Raw genomic sequence first — 21,461 nt, 5'->3', positions numbered from 1 at the left:
GGACACCGGCTCAGGCGCAGTTCAGCTGGGCGAACACGTCCGACCTGGTCCAGTCGCCGTTGGCCCAGCTCTTGGGATCGGCGGGCGAGAACCCGGCCAGCTTGCCCACCTCGGTGGTGAACCACTGCGCGAACTTCGCCGTGCCCTGCTGGCAGGAGTGCGTCCTGTCGTTCGAACGCTGCGCCTGCGGGGCCTTGAAGTCGGTGCCCCACAGGGCGGAGGCGTCGAGGAAGAAGGCATCGCCGGGGTGCGCGGCGACGGCCGCCTTCGCCGCCCCCGGAGCGGACTCGATGTCGGCCTTGTGCGGGGCGTAGAAGTCATCGCCCGTGTCGAACGGCGGAGTGGTGACGATCACCAGCCGGGCACCCGCGGCCTTGACCGTGCCGATCAGCTTCTCGTACGCCTGCTGCTGCTCCTGCGGGCTGCCCCAGTCATAGGTGGTGATCTGGTAGGCCACCAGCTCGGGGCGAACCGACGCGAGCCGGGAGGCGACGTCGCCGCTGGACATCGCCACCGGCCCGACCGCTGCGCCGCCGCCGTCGGCGGCGATGGAGGTGAGCTCGATACCGGTGGACTTGAGCGCGGCGGCCAGCGGCTGGGCCTGCCCGACGGCGATGGAGTCACCCATCCACAGGATCCTTGAGGGCTTCTTCAGCCCTTCGGCGCCGGCCTTCGTCGGCCCCGGGCCACCCCCGTCCTCGGCCGGGGAACTTCCGCAGGAGGTCAGGGCGAGGACGGCAGCGAGGGCGGCCGCGCAGAAGGCGGCACCGCGGCGCAGGCCACGGCCAACGGAGGGGGTCTCGTGGTCATGGGACGTTCGGCGTTCGTAGGTCATGAGGAAGACGCTAGGAGGCCGTTTTTCGCGCCGTTTGACCGTTGTGTCACCGCGGTTCGACGGCCTCATGAGCAACACGTAACTGACGCCCCAGAGGGGTGCGCTGCTGCCGATCGGGGTGTTTCGGACGGCCGGAGACGGCACGAGGGCCTGTGCCTGCGCGGATGCGCTGGCACAGGCCCTTCGTGGGTCACTCCGGTTGCCCCTGTCCGGCCCCCGGGGTGAGGGGAAGCCGAATGGTCGGCTTAGTACCAGTGGTTGGCCTGCCAGAAGTTCCAGGCGGCGTTCGGGCTGCCGTAGCGGGTGTTCATGTAGTCCAGCGACCACTTGATCTGGGTGGACGGGTTGGTCTTCCAGTCCGCACCGGCCGAGGCCATCTTGGAGGCCGGCAGCGCCTGGCCCAGACCGTACGAGCCCGAGCTCGGGTTGGTCGCCGTGACGTTCCAGCCCGACTCGTGGGAGATGATCTGGCTGAACGAGGCCAGCTGGTCCGCCGGCACGATCTGAGCGGCGAGGGCCTGCGGGGAGGCGTCCGCAGCCGAGGCGACGGCGGGGACCACGGCGGCACCCAGGGCGGTCACACCGGCGGCACCGGCGAGAATCACGGCAGAGGTACGCATGCGGAGCTTGAAAGCGGGCATATAGACAAGACCTCAATCAGTTGGGCCGGTGTCACTCCCCGCCTCGACCGTGGCCGGACAGGGGCCGAACGGTCGCGGGATGTGACTCGGCGGTGAGCCGTTCACCGGTGGGACAGGAGCCGGTGTGGCTGGCGATGAATGCAAAGTTGCCAGACCGGATCGGCGCTCGCCAAGACCCCCTCGCTACGACCCGCCGTCGTAGCCCAGAGACCGGCACTGATTCGAGAGGCGGGCCGCCCGGAGCGCGCCGAACCCTCCCGGCCTGCGCAAACGCCCCCCAATAACATGCCAAATAGTTGCAAAATAGTGCAAAACGGACACCACTATCCGTCGTCGTACACCGCATTCGCATGTGAGCGCACTCACGGCCCCAGCCCCGGCGCCATCACCGACCGGCCCACCGCCATCACCTTGAGTCAGTGCCAATCGGCTGCCATTGAGACCGCCACCACACCCGGCCGATGGGGGAACGGCACCACAGGGCGTCGCGGCGGCTGTCGGGCCCCTGGTCGGCACGGCGACAGGCGGGCAGGGCGCGAAGCCGTCACGGAACCCCGGCCGGCCACCGAGACGCCCGTCCCGCCGGCATCCCCCGCTCCGAAGACGTCCCGGCATCGTTCGTGGCCGCGTGCGAGTCACCGGGCATCTCGATGCGGCCCACGCGGCCCACGCGGCCAGCGAAGCCCCGAGGGTTTCAGGCGTACAGCGCGATCCTGGGCTGGACCGTGCCCGGGCCGGCGTTGACGACGGTGAGCCGGTACCGCTGGGTGAGGGTGTGATGGCTGTGGAGGACCAGCTTCGCCCGGGTGAGGTCGGTGTACAGCGTGCCGGTCTCGCTGGCCAGCCGCACGGTCTTCCAGTGGCCGCCGGTCAGGACCTCGAGCTTGATGTCCCTCGGGGCGAGGAAGGGCCCGTTGTCCGGTGACTCGACGAGGATCTGCGGGGCGACGGTCCGGTCCGCCGACGAGTCGTTGCGGTAGGTGACGGTGATCGGGTGCGCCGCGTGGTCGGTCGGCAGCGGCCGGTCGGGCAGGCCGACGAACGAGACCGGCGCGGCAGCGGCCGCCACCTGCGGGGCGAGAGCCTCCGTGGCGAGCGCCGGCGACGGCAGCGTGAACGCCGCGGCCAGCACGGTGGCGAGGGCGGTCGGGGCCAGAGCCCGGCGGAGGATCTTCCAGGTGGACATGGCGTCTCCTTCGGTCGTCGACGGCGCTCCCGGGAAGTTCACCGGCGGCCGGGCGATCACCCGCCCGCCGAACACATCCCCGGCTGGACGGACCGCCGCCGCCTAGCAGCCCGGACCGTACCCATCCACCCTGCACACCAATGGCCCAGCGCGCATCCGCACCGGGCCGACGGCCCCGCCCAGGACCCTCCAGGAGCTAGCACTGCAAGCAGGCCAGGTCACACCTTCGGACCCCTTGCCGGACAGCACGAAGCACCGGCCCCCGTGTTGGTGGCCGGTGCTTCGTCCCGTCGGGCCCCGGGCTGGTCTACCAGTGCTCGTGGTGGTCGCAGCGCATGTCGTACTCGTCGTGTTCGTCGTGCTTGTGGTGCTTGATCGTGGTGGGGTCGGTGGCGGTGTGGGTGGTGGTGTCGCCGCCCCCGGTGACGGTCGCGGTGTTCGTGACCTCGTCGTCGGCCCGGCAGGAGACATCGACCTGCAGCGTGATGGGCGGGTAGCTGCTCCCGGCGGGAAGGACGTCACTGCGGGTGCAGGTGAGCGTGCCCCGGTCACAGGTCCAGCCCGTGCCGCTGATGCTGTCGGCCTTGAGCCCCGCGGGGAGGGTGTCGTGCACGGTGACCGTGGTGCCGTCGGTCGGAGCGGCCCCGGCGGCGTTGCCGACGGCGATGGTGTAGATGCCGTCCCGTCCCTGGGTGAAGTGCCTGGCGTGGGTCTTGGTGATGGTCAGGGACGGGACCGTGTAGGAGATGATCACCTGGCCGCTGTGGTTCGCCGTCCCGATCGTCGAGAGCGCGTAGCTCGTGCCGCTACCCGTGGGAGTGGCGAAGCTGCTGCCCCCACCACCCCCTCCCCCACCTGCTGAGGTGCCCGTCTTGTTGACGGCGCCGCTACCGCCGCCCCCGCCGGCGAAGTACCCGCCCCCACCGCCGCCACCAGTAGCGATGACAGAAGCGGCGCAGCCGCCGTCGAAGCTGCCCCCGGCGCCACCGGTACCGACCGTGGCACCCAAGAACCCGCTCCCCGGCCCACCGTTCATGACCGCACAGAACGCAACGGTGCCGGCAGCCCCGCCGGCACCCCCGGTGCTCGTGCTGGTGCTGCCACCGCCCCCGCCCTGCCCCGGCGAAGCCCCAGGGCCGGTGGCACTTCCCGAGGTGCCGCCGGTGGCGTCCGGCGTTGTCCCGCCGTTGCCACCGTTCCCTCCCCCCGAGCCCGCTCCGGTGCCACCGGCGGCACCGCCGCCCCCGGCGACCACCAGCAGGGAACCGCCCGTGCTGACGCTGGAGGCCCCGCCCCCACCCGGGCCCTCGAAACGAAAACCGGTGAGCGGAAAACCTCCCCCTGGGGCGCCGCCGTTGAACCCGCCGGCACCCGGCGTCCCGGTGCCGTTGCAGCCTTTGCCACCAGTGCCGCCGACGTTGATGGTGAAGGTCGTCGATGTGGTGGTCTGCGGCAGGGTGGTCACCACCCGCGCTCCCGCCCCACCGGTCCCCGTGACGGAACAGGCGGTGCCGGTGTTGTCGGCGCCGCCGGCACCGTCCGCGGTGATCGTCACCACCGCCGCCGCCGGAACCGTCAGGGTCTGCGAAGCGCCGGTGAAGGTGAAGGTCTGCGACGGATCAGCCCGCTGCGTCCGCACCGGCACGGCCCCCACCGGCGCGGCGGTCGCCGGTGGAGCCGTGGCCGCCAGCAGTGCCATACCGGACAGCAGCGCGCTCCCCACCGACACCACCCCCGCACGGCGCTCCCCGCGCCGTCCACCCGAGCCGACCGGATCGGATGCGACGACGGCACCGCCCGGGGGCGCCTCACCGGCCAGGGCCCTGTTGGACACGGCCACGGGCCACTGACGGCTGACCCGGTACCACGGCGGATCGCCCTGTCCACGAGTACGAGCGCTCATCCGCAGGTTCACCTCTCCTCACAACAAAGCGCCCCGCACCCCCGCGCGACAAGGCGCAAGCGACACAGAACACCTGACGAAAAATCATGACAAACTACCATTAGACGCCCATACCTGATCACTTCGAGGTAGCGGGACAATGAGAAACCCCGCGTGTCGCAACGCCCCGCGCGAGCCGACGAGGGACCGGCATCCGAGCAGGTCACCGTCTGGTCCTGACGCACTCGGGATGATCCGGTCGCCGGTCCCCGAAGCCCGCTTCGAGGCCGGCCTCGACTGAGCGCGGGCCTGGGCGAAGGGCCACGCGGGGCCAGCCACGGCCACCGGGGCCGCGGGTCCACCTGCGGCCGCCGCACACCCAGCTGCAGCTGCTCCCCCAGCTCCCGCCGAACGCCCACCGGTACCGTGCGCAGGTGCTTCCTGCGCGCCATCCTGGGAGGGGCGGCACCGTCCGGCACCCCGCCCCGCTTCAACTCCGAGGGGGCCCGCAAGAACCAACAGGTCTTGCGTCAAGTCCTGGAGGATCCCATGACCAATCTGGTCGACTGGCGCTCCTGCTACAAATGCCAGACCCTGTTCTTCGACATTCTTCCGGAGAAAGGCGCATGCCCTGCCGGCCAAGGACACAAAGCCTTCGGCTTCGCATACAGCTTCCCCTCCGACGCGACGGAGACCCCCACCCAGCAGACGAACTGGCGCCGGTGCGGCAATTGCTGCGCCTTATTCTTCGACGGTTTTCCAGAAAAGGGCACATGCGCTGCGGGTGGCGGTCACCAGGCGAGCGGCTACATGTGCACCGTCCGGCATGACGGTTCAGGAGACGCCCCGACCCAGCAAACGAACTGGCGCTACTGCGCCAATTGCTACGCCATGTTCTTCGACGGTTTTCCGGAGAAAGGTCTATGCGCTGCGGGCGGCGGACATCAGGCGAGCGGCTTGACATTCGTCATCGACCATTGGCCAGATGAACCCCAGGTCTACATGGATTGGCAGGAGTTGGTCACCTTCGACCTCGTCAACAGCGCCCGTCAGCAGAACGGGTGCCCGGACGTATCAATAGACGCAGCGCTCGTCGGCGCGACACGCGCCCACAGTCAGGACCTCGCCGACCACCCCGGCCTGAAGGACCAGATATGGAACGGATGGCCCGGCCACATGGGATCGGACGGCAGTACACCACCAGAGCGGATCATGAGAGCCGTCGGAATTTCCGGCAGCGAGAACGTCTACTTCGGATGGTCCTCAGGAAACGCTCCTCCGCCCACGCCCCAGGATGCGTTCAACTGGTGGATGAATGAACCAGCACACAGAGCCAACCTCCTCGACCGAAATCACACACGGGCCGGCCTGGGAACATCCTATGGGCCCGGCACATCTCCCGACGGGAGTCCAGCTACTTACTTCTATTTCACACAAGACTTCATCGACTAAGGGCAGCGTCTTGGTGAATTGAGGCACAAGGCTCCGAGCAGCCCTCGGCCGTCAGATCAGTTGGCGGAGCACGTCGTAAGTGGTCGAGGACTGGAGGTCCGGGCGTGGGCAGTTGAGTGCTTGGCGGCCGACGAGGGCGGTGCGGGTTCCGGCTCGCTGACCGGCGGCGACGTCGCTTGGTGAGTCTCCGACCATCCAGGATCGGGTGAGATCGAGTCCGAGGTCGTGGGCGGCTTGGTGGAGCATTCCCGGAGCCGGTTTCCGGCACTGACAGGCGCTTCGGTACGCGGGAAGGGTGCCTTCCGGGTGGTGAGGGCAGGCGTAGATGGCATCGAGATGAACGCCGTGGTGGGCGAGGAGCAGGGTCAACCGGTCGTGCATGGCGCTCATGGTCTCCGCAGTGAAGAACCCGCGGGCCACACCGCTCTGGTTGGTGACGACGACGAGGGCGTAGCCCGCTTGTCGGAGGGCCAGCAGTGGTGCCTCGATGCCTGGTTGGAGGACCAGCTCGGCGGGGTGGGAGGGGTAGTGGCGGGGTTCGGTCAGGGTGCCGTCGCGGTCGAGGAACACGGCCTTCCGGCGCCGTTCCGGATGCGGCCTGTGCCTCGGGTCATTCTGTCGCACGGCCGTCACTGTGTGCTGGCCGACGGATACCACCGTGCCGGTGACCGGGATGCTGCCGCCGAGGATCATCTGACGCCCGCCCGCTGGGCGACGTGGTGAATCCGGCCGGTGGTGGAGTGGCCGTCGAGGAACGGCACGGTGACGACTTCTCCTCCCCAGCTTTCGACGAGGTCGGCTTCGGCGAGCCGTTGGCCTGCGTAGTCGCCGCCTTTGACCCAGATGTCCGGGCGGAGCTCGGCCAGCACCCTTGCGGGGGTGTCCTCGTCGAAGACGATCACGCCGTCCACACAGTTCAGGGCTGTCAGCAGCATGGCGCGTTCGCGTTCGCCCACGACCGGCCGGCTCTCGCCTTTGAGGCGGCGAACGGAGGCGTCGCTGTTGATGCACACGACCAGAACGTCGCCCAGGCGCCGGGCCTGGTCGAGCAGGGAGAGGTGGCCGGCGTGCAGCAGGTCGAAACAGCCGCCCGCCCCGACGACCTTGCCGCCCTGCGCGCGTACCCGGGCGGCGCGCTCCAGCGGGCCCGTGCACCAGGGGGCGGGCACGACGGCCAGGGAGGCAGGGCCTCCTGCTTCGATGTAGCTGGTGGCAGCTTCGACAGCTGCGGCCACGGCATGGGAGGGCAGCCGTTCGGCGGCGAGCGTCATAGCTGCGGTGACCGCCAGTTGGTCGCCGGCTCCGCAGGTGTCGCCGGCCGCGTATCTGGCCGGGACTGCCAGGGGGTGGCCGTCGGGATTCGTGACCAGGACCGCGCCGTTGCGGCCGCGTGTGATCGCCAGCTGCTTCACGGGCCAGATGGCCAGCAGTCGGACGGCGCGGGCCGTGTCGCCCGCCAGGTCGCGAGGTCCGGTGTGTCCGCTGAAGGCGAATGCCTCCTCGGCGTTCGGGACGGCCAGGGCGGTGCCGGGAACCGGCGCTGTGCCTCTGGGGTGCGGGTCCCACACCAGTGAACGGCCGGCTGCGGCAGAGGTGAGGGCTTGGCGGAGTTCCGGGTGGGAGGTGATGCCGCGCCCGTAGTCGCACACCAGGACTCCCTCGGCGGTGGCCAGCCGGGCATGCGCCAGTTCTGGCAACGGTCCGAGTGGAAGTGGGCAGGTGTCCGTGTCGAGCCGGAGCACAGTGCGGTCGGCGGTGCGGATGCGGGTCTTGATCGGGGTGGTCCCGCCGGTTGCCAGATCAATGACCTCGATCCCGGCTTCGCCCAGCAGGGCGCGTACCTGCGCCCCGGATTCGTCGTGTCCGGTACCGCAGACGAGGGTGACGCGCCAGCCGGGGGTCCGGGCGGCGAGGACGGCTGCCAGCCCGGCGCCGCCCGGCCGGTTGTCGGTCTGGGTGCCGGAGACGACGGGGACGGGGGCTTCCGGGGAGAGGCGGTCTGCGGTCCCGGTGATGTCGCGGTCCAGCAGGACGTCGCCGACCACCACCAGTCGACGCGGGCCGTCCGGTTGTGTGTCGGCGGAGGGAGCGGGTCCGGTGAGGTGGGTGTCGATGCCGGCACACAGCAGGTGTACGGCGACCAGGTGGCATTCCTGGACGGTGGCGGCTTGGGCGGCGTCCACGGACACCGCCTCGTCGCTCACGTCGGAGAGGGGGTTCGGGCCGGGGCCGGTCAAGGCCCATACGGTGAGGCCTGCTTCCCGGCCGGCGCGGGCGGCGGCGAGCACGTTGGGACTGGTACCGGAGGTGGAGAGGAGGAGCAGGACGTCGCCAGGGCGCCCGTGTGCACGGACCTGCCGGGCGAAGACCTCCTCGGGCCCGTAGTCGTTGGCTATGGCGGTGACCGATGAGGAGTCGGCGTGCAGCGCAATCGCGGAGAGCGGGGCGCGCTCGGCGCGGAACCGGCCGACCAGTTCGGCCGTCAGGTGCTGGGCCTCGGCTGCTGACCCGCCGTTGCCCGCGACCAGCAGTCGCCTCCCGGCAGCCAGGGCGGGGGCGAGGATCCGACCCCAGCGGTCCAGGACATCGGTGTCGAGGTGGTGCAGCGCCTGGACGAGGGCGCGGATGTGTTCTTGGCCCGATGGAGCCATGAAGTGCCTCCGGAAGGGGAGTTGAGGGGGAGGATGCAGCCGGTGGGTGCGCGGTCACACCGACTCGGGTGCGGAGCCATGACGGACACGTCGGGCCTGATACCGGAGGAGGACGCCGGTCAGGAGAAGCCACGACGCTGCTACGGCCACCTCGTGTGCCACCGCCCCCCATACCTGACCCGTCGTACCGATCCGCACCGCGTTCAGGCCGGCGCCCAGGGGTAGCGCCTGGCCGATCAGGTGAAGGATTCCGTCCGGATCAACAGGAACGACCACGCCGCCGCAGAGCAGTATGAGGTAGCCGACGAAATTGACGGCCATTCCCTCGTCCAGGCCGAGGAGAACGAGCGCGCAGCAGAGCATTCCTGTGCAGAGACAGCCCATCGTGGTGAGGAGAACGAGGGGATACGCAGCCGCGACGTCGGCCGTCGCGCGCCAGCCGAGCATGGTGGGCCCAAGGACAACCAGGGCCACGAGTGACATGGCGAGCCCTTCGGCGACGTACACCCACGACCGCAGGAGCATGACGGCGAGCAGGGGGACGTTCCCGAGGCGCAGCCGGTACATGGTCCCTTGGGGGACTTCGGCGGTCACCACAGTGGACACGTGGCTGGTGACCGCTGCGACCGGAGCGAAGACGACGGCTCCGACGAACGCGTACGCACGTCCGGTGGCTCCGCCAGCGAGTTGCCCGAGGAGGGTGAAGAAGGCGACCTGGAAGACCGTCCGAATCGCCACGCTGGACGACGCCGCCAAGCCGGCTGAGGCGACCCGGTAGTCCTTCCCCGAGAGACGGCAGATCCGCAGGCCGACGGTGAGCGCACTTCGGACGGATTCAGGCAAGCTCAAGGGTCCCCTTGACTCGGCCGCGCCGCAGCACAGCATTGAACGCGTACACCCCACAGGCGAGGTAGAGCACGGTCAGGATCAGCACGCCCGCCAGGTGAACGGAGGCAGGCGCCCGGCCGTGGGCGGCATCGTGCACCAGCTCGGCCAGATGGTGCAGGCTGACGGCCTGGGCCGGCCAGCGCAGCACCGGAGCGAGGAGATCCGGCGGGATGACGATGCCGCCGAGAACGAAGACCGGGTAGCCGAGGGCCTCGATGATGCGCAGCCCCGCTCGGGACAGAAGGACGACGCAGCTCAGGAGGAGCCCCATGGCTGCTGCGGAGGCGACGGCCGCGACAGTGACGAGTACGGCCGCCGACGGCCGGGGAAGCTGTGGGTGCAGCCCGAGGACGGGCACGGCGACAACCACCGCGGCCAGCGTGCGCACCAGTCCCGCCGCAGCAACCCCGAGCGTCTTGCCGAGAAGGACGGACAGCAGGGAAACAGGGCGAACCAGCAGTGCCGCGAGGGTTCCCTGGGCCGCCTCACGGCGCAGTAGCGTTCCCGCGCCCCACAGGGTGGACGACCACAGGCCGATCATCACGCAACCGAACACGACCTCGGTCGCCTGTCCGGAGTCGGTACTCGCGGTTCCCCGGGAGACTACGGCCAGGAGGACCACCGGCTGGATCACCGAGACGACCATCGCCGTTCTGACCCGGCCGGTCTCCCTGATCTGAAGCACGGCCGCGCGCCACACCGCCCACGCTTCCGTCCGCGCGGCACGCAGGGCGTCACCCACGATTCACGGCCAGTCGTCGTATCACGGCCTCGACACCGGGCGAGGCGACATCGATGTCCGTCACCGGATGCCGTCGTACGACCTCGGCCAGTCGGGCGAGCACGTCCGCGTCCCAGGCTCCGACCTGGAAGGCAAGTCTCCAGCCGTCCTCGTCCTGCTGGATCCGCACGGACGCGTTGGCCAGGAGTTCGGCAGCGTCACGCGGCGCGACGCCTGGGCCGGACAAGCTCACCTCCGCAGTGAAACCCGCCTGCCGCCGGAACTCGTTGACGGGCAGGTCGTGGGAGACCGAGCCGGATTCGAGCAGCACGACTCGGCCCGCCAGGCGGTCGATGTCGGTCGGGTAGTGACTGGTGAGGAGCACCGCCGTGCCCGTGCCGGCGAGCCGCGCGACGGCCTCGCGGACTCGCTCCCCCTCCAGGAGGTCCAGGCCGATCGTCGGCTCGTCCAGCATGAGCAGGCACGGCTGGTTCAGCATTCCCACAGCCAGGTGGAGGCGTTGCCGCATGCCTTTGGAGAACGTCTCGACCCGGCTCTCGGCCCGTTCGGCGAGCCCGACCTCCTCCAGGGCCGCCAGCGAGCGGTCGCGCAGGTGGCGGTACGGGCCGGACAGGCCGCCGAAGAACATGATGTTGTCCAAGGCCGAGAGCCGGGGGTACAACCCCCGGTCTCCGCCGAAGACGACACCGATGTGACGGCGTGCCCGGCGTGCCTGCCCGGCCAGGTCGGCACCGCAGACCGCGGCCCCGCCCGCTGACGGGAGGAGCAGCGTCGAGAGGATCTTCAAGAGCGTGGTCTTGCCCGCACCGTTGTCTCCGAGCAGTCCGACGATCTCCCCGGCACGCACCGTGAAACTGACGCCACGCAGCGCCTCGACAGGCGGGGTTCCGGGAAATGCCCTGCGAAGGTTCTCCACTCGCAGGACTTCCCCGTCCGGCTGACACGGCCTCACGACAACCCCATTACACGTCACCTCGTGGTATCTCGGATTCATCACATGCGCCCGTCCACGATCCCCGGGCCGGCGCGGTACCGGCCCGGGGGTGGAATCCGGCTTCCCCGTGCGGGTCGCCGGGCGACCGGCTAGATCACGCCGTCGGCACGAAAGAACTGCTGGATCTGCGCGATGCGCTCCTCCTTGGTCATGTTGGTCACCTCCTCTCGGAATCGGACAACGGGCCTCCCCTGTCACTGCTGCCGCCTTCGTTGCCCAGGCTCAGAGCCTGCCCGGGCTGTCGGCGACGTCGGGGAGGAAGCTCACGAAGTCGACGTCCTTGCGCCGGCCGGTGCTGTGGAAGTCGCCGTCGTCGACTTCCCGCACCCGGCACCGGACGTCCGTGCCGAGGACGTCCGCGAGACTGCGGGTCAGCTCCGTCGCGTCCGCAGCGGTGAACGCAGGAGCGGGCGAGACCAGCACGGACACGGAGAAGTCGGCCTCCTGCACGACTTGGTAGCGGCGGACCGGGTGGCGGCGGACAGCCCGGACGGCCCAGAGCACGGGGACCGCCGTCCCGTCCGGCCGGCGAAGCTCCCCCGGGTTCCGCCCCTCCACCAAGTCCATCACCTTGTGCGGGAGGCCACACGCGCACGGCGCCCCTGCCAGCGAGCCGAAGTCCCCCGTCCGGTAGCGGATGAGGGGCATCGCCAGATTGGTCAGATCGGTGATCACGACCTCCCCGACACTGCCCTCCGGCACCGGCACACCATCGTCGTCGACGACCTCCAGCCACAGCCGCTCCGACTCGATGTGGTAGGAGCCCAGCGCACACTGCACCGCGATGGTGCCGACTTCCTTCATCGCGTACATGTCGGTCACCGTCAGCCCGAAGAAGTCCGCGAGTGCCTCCCGAGCGGCGGGGACGAGAAGCTCCCCGCACGACACGACGGACCGCACCGACGGCAGGCGGCCGCCGTGCTGCCCCAGCAGCCCCATGAAGTCCATGAGGTTACGCGGAGACCCCGTCAGCACGTCGGGGCGGAAGCCCCTCGCCCGGTCGGCGAACCCGGCACGGTCGGGTGCCGTGCGTCCGGCCGTGCCGAACTGCGCAACGCGCGAGAACCCCATCCCGGGAGAGGTGTACTCGAACCAGTGGTCGAGTCGCGCGAGACACGGCATCAGCACCTTTCGGTCGAACGCCAGCCCCGCTCGCTCGTTCCGGACGAGCGCGGTGGCCCACTCGTGGACGAACGCGTCGTCATGGCGGATCATCCGCAACGGCACACCACTGGTCCCCGACGTTTCCAGGACCCTGCACACCGCCGGGTCGATGTCGTCGTCGCAGTGGTCGATCATGCCCTCGGCAAGCTGACGCTTGCCCACCAACGGGAAGGCGGACAGTACCCGCCACGGATCCGCCCCGCCGTCGACCGTGATCCCGGTCCGCCGGTACGCCGGGACCGCATCGACGGCGTGCCGGAGCACCGCTGTCAGCCGCTCGCGCTGCATCTCCCCGATCCGTCCGGGCCGCTGCGCGAGTTCGGAGTACAGCGTGCGCTCCCCGTAGATCCGCGGAAAGAGCAGTCCCTCATGAACCATCTGCGAGTGCCAGTGCCGCTCGTTCCCTGTTCCCACCAACGGATCGAATTGCCGCCGCACAGTCCCACTCCACCATTTCATGTCCACCGGAAGAGTCCGAAGAGTCGTCTCCCGCTACTCCTCGGGGACATTCAGCGATCGCTGCCCGGGACCCCCTACGCCCAACCAGCGTGGCGTCACTCCATGCCTCGGCTGCCCCACCAGTCTCATCGCCGCCGGGCACTTTCCGGCTGGGCGTCGCCAGAGGCCTGCGGGCAGTGTCATGTCGAGTCATCTCATTCGGGCTTCCAGGCTGATCGCACGAGGTTCTTCGAGCGGCTTGTGCCGCCACCCTGGACTACGGCCGAAGGGCCGGTTCCGGCTCACCCGAACCGCTCATGGCGGGACGGACCCGGTTCAACGGGTAGCACCAGCGGCACGGAGCGGCCGGCTCCGCAGTGTGGCGGAGTGCGCCAGCACCAGCCGGATCGCGAACTACAGCCGTCGTGAGAACACGGGAACCCTGCTCAGCAGCCAGAAAGCGCTGCTCGTACCGAGGCCGTAGGCGAGGTGGGCGGTCAGATCATCACCCAGCGTCTTGGCGTCGTATGTCCAGATGGGTTTGTAGAGTCCCGCGATCGGAAGCACCACGTATCCGCTGAGCCACACGAGCGCACCGTACGGGAGCCCGTACAGGACGTGGGGTTTGCGCAGCGAGGCGCTGACGGCGCCGTAGAAGGCCGCGTTGCCCACTCCGTAAGACCAGTGCATCAACGTGCTGACGGGGAACGCCGCGCTGTCCGGCAGCTCGCGCCGGGTGAAGGCCTCGACCAGGCGCTTCCCGACCTGCCCGGGGTCCGGCGCCTCCTGCCAGGTGCGGACCGGGGCGAACTCCCAGTGCAGGGCGTTGTGTTCGCCGCCGGCCCGGCGCTGGCGCAGGAACCTCACGGCGTCCATGCAGACGGTGCCGACCGCTCCCGCCGCCAGGCCCGCACCGACAGCGCCGAGCGGGGTCAGCTGCTTGCGCGTGCGCATAGGTCGATCGCTCCCGATCCCGGTTCTTCCAGAAGCCGGCGCTCTGGCCGCCGTCGACGCACAGGATCTCGCCGGTGACGAACGAGGCCTGTTCGAGGTGCATGATCGTCGAGGTTCATGATCGCCTCGACGGCGGCGGCGTACCCGCGCCTGCGGTACGCGTCCGGCGACGGCGCCCACCGGTTTTCACTCTACTCGGCGTCGCGCCCCGGCGCCGCGCGGAGCTCTTCGGGTGCGGCCGACGGCCGGCCGTACGACCCTGGAGGCAGGCACCGGCCTGTCGAGTGCGGGAGGAGCACAGGTCATGGCCGTTCTGATCGCCGTGAACGTCGGCATGCCCAAGGACGTCCCCTGGCAGGGCAGGACCACCCGCACCGGCATCTGGAAGTACCCCGTCGCCGGGCCCGTGATGGCGCGCCGACTCAACCTGGACGGCGACGGGCAGGGCGACCTCGCCGGGCACGGCGGCGAGCAACGCGCCGTGCTGGTCTACCAGTTGAGTTCCTACCGCCATTGGCAGGAGCACCTGAAGCGGGACGACTTCACGTACGGCCAGTTCGGCGAGAACCTCACCGTGGACGGACTCGCCGACGACGAGGTGTGCATCGGTGACCGCTACGGGATCGGCGGTGCGGTCTTCGAGGTCACCCAACCCCGTGTGACGTGCTACCGCGTGGGGCTGCGGCTCGGCGAGCCGCAGATGGCCGCCCTGCTGGTGTCCCATCGCCGCCCGGGCTTCTACATGCGGGTGCTGACCGAAGGGCCGGTGCGGGCGGGCGACGAGATCGTGAAGATCGCCTCGGGCCCCGAGGAGATGACCGTCGCGGAGATCGACGCGCTGCTCTACCTGCCCGGCCACGCCCGGCCACAGCTCGAACGGGCCCTGCGCATCAGCGCGTTGAGCCCCGGCTGGAAGACGTCGCTGCGGGCCCTGCTCGACGATGCGGACCGCGGCTCCGGTGCCGCAGGCGGAAACCGCGGGCTGACCACCAGCAGCCCGCCGCCGGCCTGGCCCGGGTTCCGTCGGCTCGAAGTCTCCCGCATCGAGCCGGAGAGCTCGGACATCTTCTCGCTCACTCTGGCGGCGGTCGACGGCGAGCCGCTTCCCGCCGCTCTGCCGGGGCAGTTCCTCACGGTCCGCCTGCGGCCGGACCCGGAGGCCTCCCCGGTCATCCGCAACTACTCGCTCTCCGGCCGACCGGGCGCCGAGACGTACCGCATCAGTGTCAAGCAGGAGCCAAACGGCGTCGCCAGCACCTACCTGCGTCAGCACGTGACGGTGGGTGAGGTCCTCGATGTCGCCGCTCCGCGCGGCACGTTCCTGCTCGCGGACGCGGACACTCCGGTCCTGCTGCTGTCCGCCGGTGTCGGCGCCACCCCGGTCCTGGCCATGCTGCACGCCCTGGCCGCAGAACACTCGCAGCGCGCGGTGTGGTGGCTGCACGCGGCCCGGGACGGCGAGAACCACCCGTTCGCCGGCGAAGTGCGCGCACTGCTCTCCCAGCTGCCCGCAGGCCGGTCGTTCGTCTCCTACAGCCGCCCGTCCGGCGCCGACCGCCCGGGCGTCGACTACGCGGTCAGTGGGCGGTTCAGTCCCGAGCGGATCCGCGGCCTGGAGCCGCCCCCGGACGCCGACGCCTACATCTGCGGGCCGAGCGCGTTCATGCGGGACATGACCGGAGCCCTTCAGGCCTGCGGCCTGCTGTCCTCCCGGATCCACACCGAGGTCTTCGGGGCCACCTCCGGTCTCACCCCCGGCGTGGTGACCGGACCCGCCCGGGCACCGCACCAGCCGGCCGCTCCTCCCGCCGGCCGCCCGGGACCGTCCGTAGCCTTCGCGCGCAGCGGGCTGGTCGTCCCCTGGCACCCCGACTACGGGACGCTGCTCGAACTCGCCGAGGCGTGCGACGTGCCCGTGCGCTGGTCCTGCCGCACCGGAATCTGCCACACCTGCGAGACCGCGCTCCTCTCCGGCCACGTCGAGTACGCCCCGCAGCCCCTGGAGCCCCCCGCCACGGGAAGCGCGCTCATCTGCTGCTCGATGCCCCCGGCCGACGTGGTCCTGGACATGTGACCAGACACGTCCGTGGCCGGGGGCGCCACCGTCGGCGGCGCGATACGTGTGCCAGAGCGCCGACGGAGCACCGGGTTGCGCGCGGTCGGCGCAGCTGCCTAGCGTGGTTGCGTGGGGCATCCCGCCGAACCCGCTCCTGGCATGCGTCCGAGAGGGGATTTCTGCCATGGCAAAAGTGCTTTTCATCGTCAGCGGAGCCACCTACTGGGTGTTGAAGGACGGCACGCGGCACGCGACCGGCTACTGGGCCGAGGAGTTCGCGAACCCGTACAAGATCCTCACGGACGCCGGTCACGAGGTCGTCGTCGCGACGCCGAACGGTGTGACGCCGACCGTCGACATGATGAGCCTGCGCCCCGAGATGGTCGGCGGAAACGACAGCGCCCTGGAACTGGAGGCCATCATCCGTTCCGCGGAGGTGCTGCGTCGACCGCTGCAGCTGTCGGACGTGCGCCTGGAGGACTACGACGCGGTCTACCTGCCGGGCGGTCACGGCCCGATGGCGGACCTGGCGTGGGACGCCGACGTGGGGCGGCTGCTGACCCGGCAACTGGCCTCGGGCAAGCCGCTGTTCATCGTCTGCCACGGTCCCGCCGCGATGCTGGCCACCAGGATCCACGGTGAGTCGCCGTTCAAGGGCTACCACATCACCTGCTTCACCGACGAGGAGGAGGACGGCGTCGGACTCGCCTCCAGGGTGCCGTGGCTGCTGGAGACCGACGTGAAGGCGAAGGTCGGGGTCAACTTCAGCCGCGGTCCGGTCTGGGAGCCCTACATGGTCGAGGACCGCAACCTGGTGACCGGACAGAACCCGGCCTCGGCCGCGGTCCTCGGGAACCGGATGCTGGAGATCCTCAAGTGACCAGCCCTGGAGCGATCCGGCCCAGGCACGCGCCCGCGTCGCAGGACATCGGGCACGTGGTGTTCCGAGCGAAAGGGCCATGACGGTGGAAGCGAGGGTTGCCCGGGCCCTGCTGGATCGGCACTGGGCCGCATCGAACAGCGGTGACGCGGACGCGGAACACGACATCTACGCCGACGACGTCATCGTCGAGTACCCGCAGTCCGGCGAGATCATCCGCGGCAGGAGCAACATCCAGGCACTGCGCACCCAACATCCCGCGGTCCGGACCTTCACCGTGCGCAGGATCCTCGGAACCGGCGACCTCTGGGTCACCGAATTCGTGCTCACCTATGACGGCAAACCCACCCAGACGGTGAGCATCATGGAGTTCTCGGCAGGGCGCGTGGTGAGGGAGACGCAGTACTTCGCCGACCCGTTCGACCCGCCGGCCTGGCGGTCGCAGTGGGTCGAACCCGGGGAGTGATCCGCCATTGGTCTGTGGCCGCGACTTTGAACACATCCGAACTCGCCGAGCGCGCCGAGGCAGTGGCGGGCAACGTGGGCAGCCCCCCCCTCGGCGACGACCACAGTCAGCGCCTCGTTGGGGCAGACGGTGGCCAGTTGCTCCGTTGCCTCCCGCTCCGCGATGTCCTTGTCCGCCTCGGTAAATACCGTGCGAGTCACAGCGGCTGCCGCCAGTTGCGGTAGGCGTGCGGGGGCTCGGCGAAGCCTCTGTCGCTGAACGGGTTCGGCAGCGTGCCACCGAGTGTGCCGAGGAGGAAATCGCCGAAGCCCGCCTCGAATCGGACCCAGCGTTCCCCCTCGTAACGGGGCTGGCGCTTGAAAACGACGACATCCCAGCTGTCCGGTTCCTGGCTGTCGCAGAGCCAGGAGACCACGTCGCCATTGGCGCTGCCCGTGACCGGAAGAAGCCTCCCTTCCTCCTCCGAGTCCTCCGAAGCTGTGCCGGTAGGGGCCGTCGGCTCCTCGCTCGGGTCTAGGGTCTCCATTTTCCCGCTGCATCGGGTGGTTGCTCGGGCCCGTGGACATCGCGGACGTGGCGCACAGGATCAGACGAAGACCGTGTCCACGTCCGACACACTCCCGGACGAACGACCCCGTTCGAGACATCATTCGAGGCCGGACCACGAAGAACAAGCTTCAGAGAGTGTTCCAGGGTTTGGACTTTTCCGGATGGAACTCCTGGTCCCACGTGTACGGGGAGGGCTCGATTTCGTCCGACCAGAGGCAAGCGACCTCGATGCCGTCCTCGATCTCGTCCAATTGATCGATCGCCTCGATCTCAACCATGGCGATCCGGGTCATTCCTCCGGCCCCGTTGGGGTACACCTGTTCCTCGCGCCGGCCGATCTCCAGGGCGCGCGGGTGGGCGCTCTCGTAGCTGTCCGCGATGAATAGGTAGACGGACGTCCGCAGGAGCAGCGACTCGCTACTGGTGGCCAGGTGAGCGAATCTGACGCGGCAGGAGAACCAGGAATCCGATTGGCCGGTGACCGGTCCGATGACGGGTGGGTTCAATTGCATTTTCCCCTGTAGTTGCTGTTTCTGTCGAACCGCTCAGTGACCAGCAGCTTCCTGGCCTGCGAGTCCTTGTCTGTCATCGCCTGCTTGAGGGCATCTGCCACCGTCATGTTCAGGTACTTCTGCCCGATCTCGCTCCGGACGCGGCCCTGCCGGAACTTCGCGATGTAGTCCGCGACCGTCATCGTCCGGTTCCGGACGGCCGGGTTGTCCGCTGGGAGCTTGACCTGCCTGGCGAACTTCTTGTCGTCCGCACTCGGCTCGCCGTCCGCGTTGTGGACGAGAACCGGGGTGCTGCCTGCCAGCACATAGTAGGTGTGGATCTCGTCGACAGTCAGGTTGTACGCCGCCTGGACGGTACTCCAGTGCCGGACGCCGGAGATCCGGACCTGTTGTCCCCGGTCGTTGCGCAGCGAGTCGCCGGTCTCGAGCAGTGCGGCGTCGGTCCAGGTCTTGCGGTTCTCCGACCAGAACGGGTGGTGGTCGGTGGCGGTCACGGTGGTGACCTGACCGGTGCCATCCACGACCGCCAGTTCGGTGAAGTCGCGGTCATCCGGGGTGTAGATGGTGGCCTTGACCGCGTGGGCTACCGTGCGTCCGAGATCCGGGTCGGTGGCCAGGACCTGGTCGCCTACCCTCACCCGTTCGATCGGCCGGGTCGTTCCGTCCGCCATCAGCACACGGGTGCCGGCCGGGAAACTGTTCCTTCTGAGCAGGCAGGTACCGGGGATCTTGGAGAAGAGCTTCTCCAAGAAGTCCATGACCTTCTTGCCGCCGGGTACCTTCTCGGCCCATTTGGCGAGCTTGGCGACCTCGGCGGCATCCCCGGCCAGCGGGATGGCGCTGATGCAGGCCAGGATTGCGTTCTCGACGTCCTTCTGCAGGGCGTAGATGCCGCAGTTGGCCAGCGCTGCCGGGGTACCCACGCCGGGGGCCATCGAGACGAGGTCCAGCAGGCCGTGGGTGATGTCGAAGGCGAGGTCCTTCAGCCATCCTGAGCTGTCGTCATCGGCCTGCTTGCGGAGTTCGGCCTCCAAAGCGGCGATGTCGTCCTTTTGCTCCTGCTCGTTGTAGGCCTTGATCTCGGCGTCGGCGGCGGCGGCCTCGGCAGCCTGCCGGGCCGCTTCCTTCTCCGCGGTGTCCTTCGCCGTGTAGGTCAGGAAGGCGTTGATCGCAGCCTGGGCGGCCGTCTCCGCATCCTGCCCGGCCGCCTGGGCGTCGGCCTGGGCCTGGGCGGCCGCCGCGTAGGCGCCCTGTGCGGAGGAGTTCGCCATGTCGGCCGAGACCTGGGCTCGCTGTGCCGAGTACGCGGCGGACGCGGCGGAGTGCCGGGCCGAGGTCTCGGCGGCCGTGGCGGTCTTGGCTGATTCGGCGGCCTTCTGCGCGCTGGCGGCGGCTGCGGCGGCCTTGGTGCGGGCGTCGGCCGAGTAGCCGGCGGCCTGGTCGGCGGCGGCCTTGGCCTGTTCTGAGGCGGTTTTGGCGTCGCCGGCCGCGTCCCGGGCGACGGCGGCGGCCTGGACGGCTTCGGCGGCGCTCTGCTGGGCATAGGCCGTGACGGCCGATGCCTCGACGATCATCCGCTGGATCTCAGCCTGGTAGGTCGCAGCCAGGGCGTCCTTGCGCGCGGCGGTGTACTGTCCGGTGGCGATGAACGCGCGCAGGACCTCGGGCGGCCCTTCGAGCGCTACCTGGGCGGCGGCCTTGACCTCTTTGCCGCCGGACTGGAGCAGAGCTGCAGCCTTGACCTGGTTGTCGGAGAGCTGAGCCTGGTAGCGGCCGTTGTTGAGGAAATCGCGGAGGGCGTTGGCGTTTCCGTTCAGCGCGGCGCGTCCGGCTGCCTGGACGCCGGGGCCGCCCTCGCTGACGATGTTGGCGACGCTGACCTGAAAGTCCGGGACGGCAGCCTGGTATTGACCAGTGGTCAAGAAGAGGCCGACCGCGTTCGCGTCGCCCTTGAGGGCCTCGGTCGCTGCGGCGCGCACGGCCGGTAGTTCGGAGCCGATGGCGAGGCTGGACACCCGGGCTCGGTCGTCGAGGGCAATCGCCTGGCTCCGTGCGGTGCGCACGAAGTCCAGCACGGCCGTGTCATCGCCGGACAGCGCGACCTCTGCGGCGGCGTTCTCCCATGGGCCAGCGATCTTGATCGACATGACGGCGAGCTTGCGCCCGTCGGTGGCGATGCCCGCGGTGTCCGGGTTGGGCCGGGTGAGCGCGGTGGCGAGGCGGTCGGCGTCGTCCTTGACGCGGCGCAGTTGCTGGACGGCCTCGCCGATCGCGGTCTGGTTGTCGTCGTAGGCGGCCTTGGCGGTACGCGCCTTCTCCACTGCGGTGGCGGTGCGGGCCGTACGGTCCTCGTCCTCGGCGCGCTGGGCGAGGTCATGGACCTGGTTGGCCTTGTCGACGGCGTTCTTGGCCATCTGGGCGGCCGTCACCGCGGCGTCGGCGTGGGCCTTGGCCCGCTCGGCGGCCTGCGCAGCCTCTCCCGCGTGCTGGGCCGCGTCCCGGGCAGCGGCTGCGGCGTTGCGGGCGTGGGTAGCCGCCGAGTCTGCGAGGGCCTTGACGGCGGCAGCTGCCTGCGCGGCCTCACCGGCCAGCGACCTGGCGGCGGTCGCGGCGCGGGTCGCCTCCTGAGCCTGGCGGCGGGTCGCGGCGGCGGCGGCCTTGGCCCGCGCCGATTGGGCGCTCGCCGCGGAGGCGAAGCCGCCGGCCTGGTCTGCCGACTCTGCGGCCGCCGCAGCGTTGCCGCCCGCGCTGATCGCGGAATCGGCGGCCTGCTGGCTGGCGGCGGCAGCGGCGTTGGCCTGGGTGAGCGAGCCCGCGGCCGTGGCAGCCTCGTTCGCCGCGGTCTCGGCCGCCGTAGCGGCCCGCGCGGCGAGGTCCGCATTGGAACGGTCCAACGCCGCGCCGGCTGCCGCGCTGCGGGCGGCGGTCGCGGCCTGCGCCGCGCCTGCGGCTGCGTAGGCCGCCTGGGAAGCCGCACTGGCGGCCGTCCGGGCAGAGTTGGTCGCGCTGCGGGCGGCCTTCACCGCCCTCTGAGCGGCCTCCGCGGCCCGGCCAGCGGCGGGGGGCGCGCGGCCGGGCGCCCCGCCCCCCCGCGTGGCTTGCGTATAAAACACCGGCCCCTGCCCCCACCAAACAAAGGGTAATATCGGGTGTGGCCGGCTCTCTATAAAA

The 21,461-nt window shown here is 69.9% G+C and carries 19 protein-coding genes; 5 read left to right on the top strand and 14 right to left on the bottom strand.

The features are described from left to right. Window positions 1–10 precede the first annotated feature (10 nt). The 4 genes from ACFV61_RS18150 to ACFV61_RS18135 all read right to left on the bottom strand — a co-directional run bounded on the left by ACFV61_RS18150 (window position 11) and on the right by ACFV61_RS18135 (window position 3,416). Entirely contained in the window at window positions 11–835 is an 825-nt protein-coding gene (locus ACFV61_RS18150) for an SGNH/GDSL hydrolase family protein (RefSeq protein WP_380492622.1), read from the bottom strand. A 245-nt stretch (window positions 836–1,080) separates the two neighbouring features. After that, window positions 1,081–1,455, bottom strand: coding sequence for a transglycosylase SLT domain-containing protein (locus tag ACFV61_RS18145; RefSeq protein WP_244293774.1), 375 nt, complete (start codon window positions 1,453–1,455; stop codon window positions 1,081–1,083). 715 nt (window positions 1,456–2,170) lie between these two features. Next, on the bottom strand, window positions 2,171–2,662 hold the full coding sequence (locus tag ACFV61_RS18140; protein WP_244293775.1) for a hypothetical protein: 492 nt from the start codon (window positions 2,660–2,662) through the stop codon (window positions 2,171–2,173). Window positions 2,663–2,969: 307 nt separating this feature from the next. Then, window positions 2,970–3,416 (bottom strand): hypothetical protein, encoded by a 447-nt coding sequence (locus tag ACFV61_RS18135; RefSeq protein ID WP_380492620.1) that lies wholly within the window; start codon window positions 3,414–3,416, stop codon window positions 2,970–2,972. A 517-nt stretch (window positions 3,417–3,933) separates the two neighbouring features. Here ACFV61_RS18135 and ACFV61_RS18130 point away from each other — a divergent pair. Next, the gene (locus ACFV61_RS18130; protein ID WP_380425867.1) at window positions 3,934–4,512 is read left to right on the top strand and encodes a hypothetical protein; all 579 of its coding nucleotides are present in this window, start codon (window positions 3,934–3,936) and stop codon (window positions 4,510–4,512) included. A gap of 581 nt (window positions 4,513–5,093) precedes the next feature. Then, window positions 5,094–5,996, top strand: a complete 903-nt coding sequence (locus tag ACFV61_RS18125) for a CAP domain-containing protein (protein ID WP_380492618.1) — start codon at window positions 5,094–5,096, stop codon at window positions 5,994–5,996. Window positions 5,997–6,047: 51 nt separating this feature from the next. Here ACFV61_RS18125 and ACFV61_RS18120 read toward each other — a convergent pair whose 3' ends face one another. The 7 genes from ACFV61_RS18120 to ACFV61_RS18090 all read right to left on the bottom strand — a co-directional run bounded on the left by ACFV61_RS18120 (window position 6,048) and on the right by ACFV61_RS18090 (window position 13,827). Then, the gene (locus ACFV61_RS18120; RefSeq protein WP_380492616.1) at window positions 6,048–6,689 is read right to left on the bottom strand and encodes a D-glycero-alpha-D-manno-heptose-1,7-bisphosphate 7-phosphatase; all 642 of its coding nucleotides are present in this window, start codon (window positions 6,687–6,689) and stop codon (window positions 6,048–6,050) included. Next, window positions 6,686–8,647, bottom strand: a complete 1,962-nt coding sequence (rfaE2, locus tag ACFV61_RS18115; protein WP_380492614.1) for a D-glycero-beta-D-manno-heptose 1-phosphate adenylyltransferase — start codon at window positions 8,645–8,647, stop codon at window positions 6,686–6,688. Before rfaE2 ends, ACFV61_RS18120 begins: the two co-directional genes overlap by 4 nt. A 54-nt stretch (window positions 8,648–8,701) precedes the next feature. Beyond that, window positions 8,702–9,490, bottom strand: coding sequence for an ABC transporter permease (locus ACFV61_RS18110; protein WP_380379124.1), 789 nt, complete (start codon window positions 9,488–9,490; stop codon window positions 8,702–8,704). Then, entirely contained in the window at window positions 9,483–10,277 is a 795-nt protein-coding gene (locus ACFV61_RS18105; protein ID WP_380337754.1) for an ABC transporter permease, read from the bottom strand. The genes ACFV61_RS18110 and ACFV61_RS18105 overlap by 8 nt, the downstream gene beginning before the upstream one ends. Next, window positions 10,270–11,193 carry an ABC transporter ATP-binding protein gene (locus tag ACFV61_RS18100; RefSeq protein WP_380492612.1) on the bottom strand — a complete coding sequence of 308 codons (924 nt, stop codon included), beginning with the start codon at window positions 11,191–11,193 and terminating at the stop codon, window positions 10,270–10,272. Before ACFV61_RS18100 ends, ACFV61_RS18105 begins: the two co-directional genes overlap by 8 nt. A 300-nt stretch (window positions 11,194–11,493) precedes the next feature. Continuing rightward, on the bottom strand, window positions 11,494–12,849 hold the full coding sequence (locus tag ACFV61_RS18095) for a phenylacetate--CoA ligase family protein (protein WP_380492610.1): 1,356 nt from the start codon (window positions 12,847–12,849) through the stop codon (window positions 11,494–11,496). Between the two features lie 438 nt (window positions 12,850–13,287). Next, window positions 13,288–13,827 carry a hypothetical protein gene (locus tag ACFV61_RS18090; protein ID WP_380492608.1) on the bottom strand — a complete coding sequence of 180 codons (540 nt, stop codon included), beginning with the start codon at window positions 13,825–13,827 and terminating at the stop codon, window positions 13,288–13,290. 304 nt (window positions 13,828–14,131) lie between these two features. Between ACFV61_RS18090 and ACFV61_RS18085 the strand changes: the two genes are divergently transcribed. The 3 genes from ACFV61_RS18085 to ACFV61_RS18075 all read left to right on the top strand — a co-directional run bounded on the left by ACFV61_RS18085 (window position 14,132) and on the right by ACFV61_RS18075 (window position 17,229). Next, a complete protein-coding gene (locus tag ACFV61_RS18085; RefSeq protein ID WP_380492606.1) occupies window positions 14,132–15,901 on the top strand; it encodes an MOSC domain-containing protein in 1,770 nt (589 codons plus the stop codon). A gap of 166 nt (window positions 15,902–16,067) precedes the next feature. Further along, window positions 16,068–16,763: a type 1 glutamine amidotransferase domain-containing protein gene (locus ACFV61_RS18080; RefSeq protein ID WP_380492604.1), complete on the top strand. Its 696-nt coding sequence runs from the start codon at window positions 16,068–16,070 to the stop codon at window positions 16,761–16,763. Window positions 16,764–16,848: 85 nt separating this feature from the next. Next, window positions 16,849–17,229 (top strand): nuclear transport factor 2 family protein, encoded by a 381-nt coding sequence (locus ACFV61_RS18075; protein ID WP_380492602.1) that lies wholly within the window; start codon window positions 16,849–16,851, stop codon window positions 17,227–17,229. Window positions 17,230–17,425: 196 nt separating this feature from the next. Here the strand turns inward: ACFV61_RS18075 and ACFV61_RS18070 are convergent, their stop codons facing one another. The 3 genes from ACFV61_RS18070 to ACFV61_RS18060 form a co-directional block, all read right to left on the bottom strand. Continuing rightward, window positions 17,426–17,644 (bottom strand): hypothetical protein, encoded by a 219-nt coding sequence (locus ACFV61_RS18070; RefSeq protein ID WP_063351839.1) that lies wholly within the window; start codon window positions 17,642–17,644, stop codon window positions 17,426–17,428. A gap of 262 nt (window positions 17,645–17,906) precedes the next feature. Further along, window positions 17,907–18,284: a DUF4288 domain-containing protein gene (locus ACFV61_RS18065; protein WP_363378471.1), complete on the bottom strand. Its 378-nt coding sequence runs from the start codon at window positions 18,282–18,284 to the stop codon at window positions 17,907–17,909. Beyond that, a complete protein-coding gene (locus ACFV61_RS18060; protein ID WP_380492600.1) occupies window positions 18,281–21,313 on the bottom strand; it encodes a polymorphic toxin-type HINT domain-containing protein in 3,033 nt (1,010 codons plus the stop codon). The genes ACFV61_RS18065 and ACFV61_RS18060 overlap by 4 nt, the downstream gene beginning before the upstream one ends. Window positions 21,314–21,461: the final 148 nt, after the last annotated feature.

Origin of the sequence: Kitasatospora sp. NPDC059817, assembly GCF_042731835.1 — a bacterium.
GTDB lineage: Bacteria > Actinomycetota > Actinomycetes > Streptomycetales > Streptomycetaceae > Kitasatospora.
Note: the sequence above shows the minus strand (reverse complement) of the source record. Positions and strands in the feature narration are given on the sequence as shown.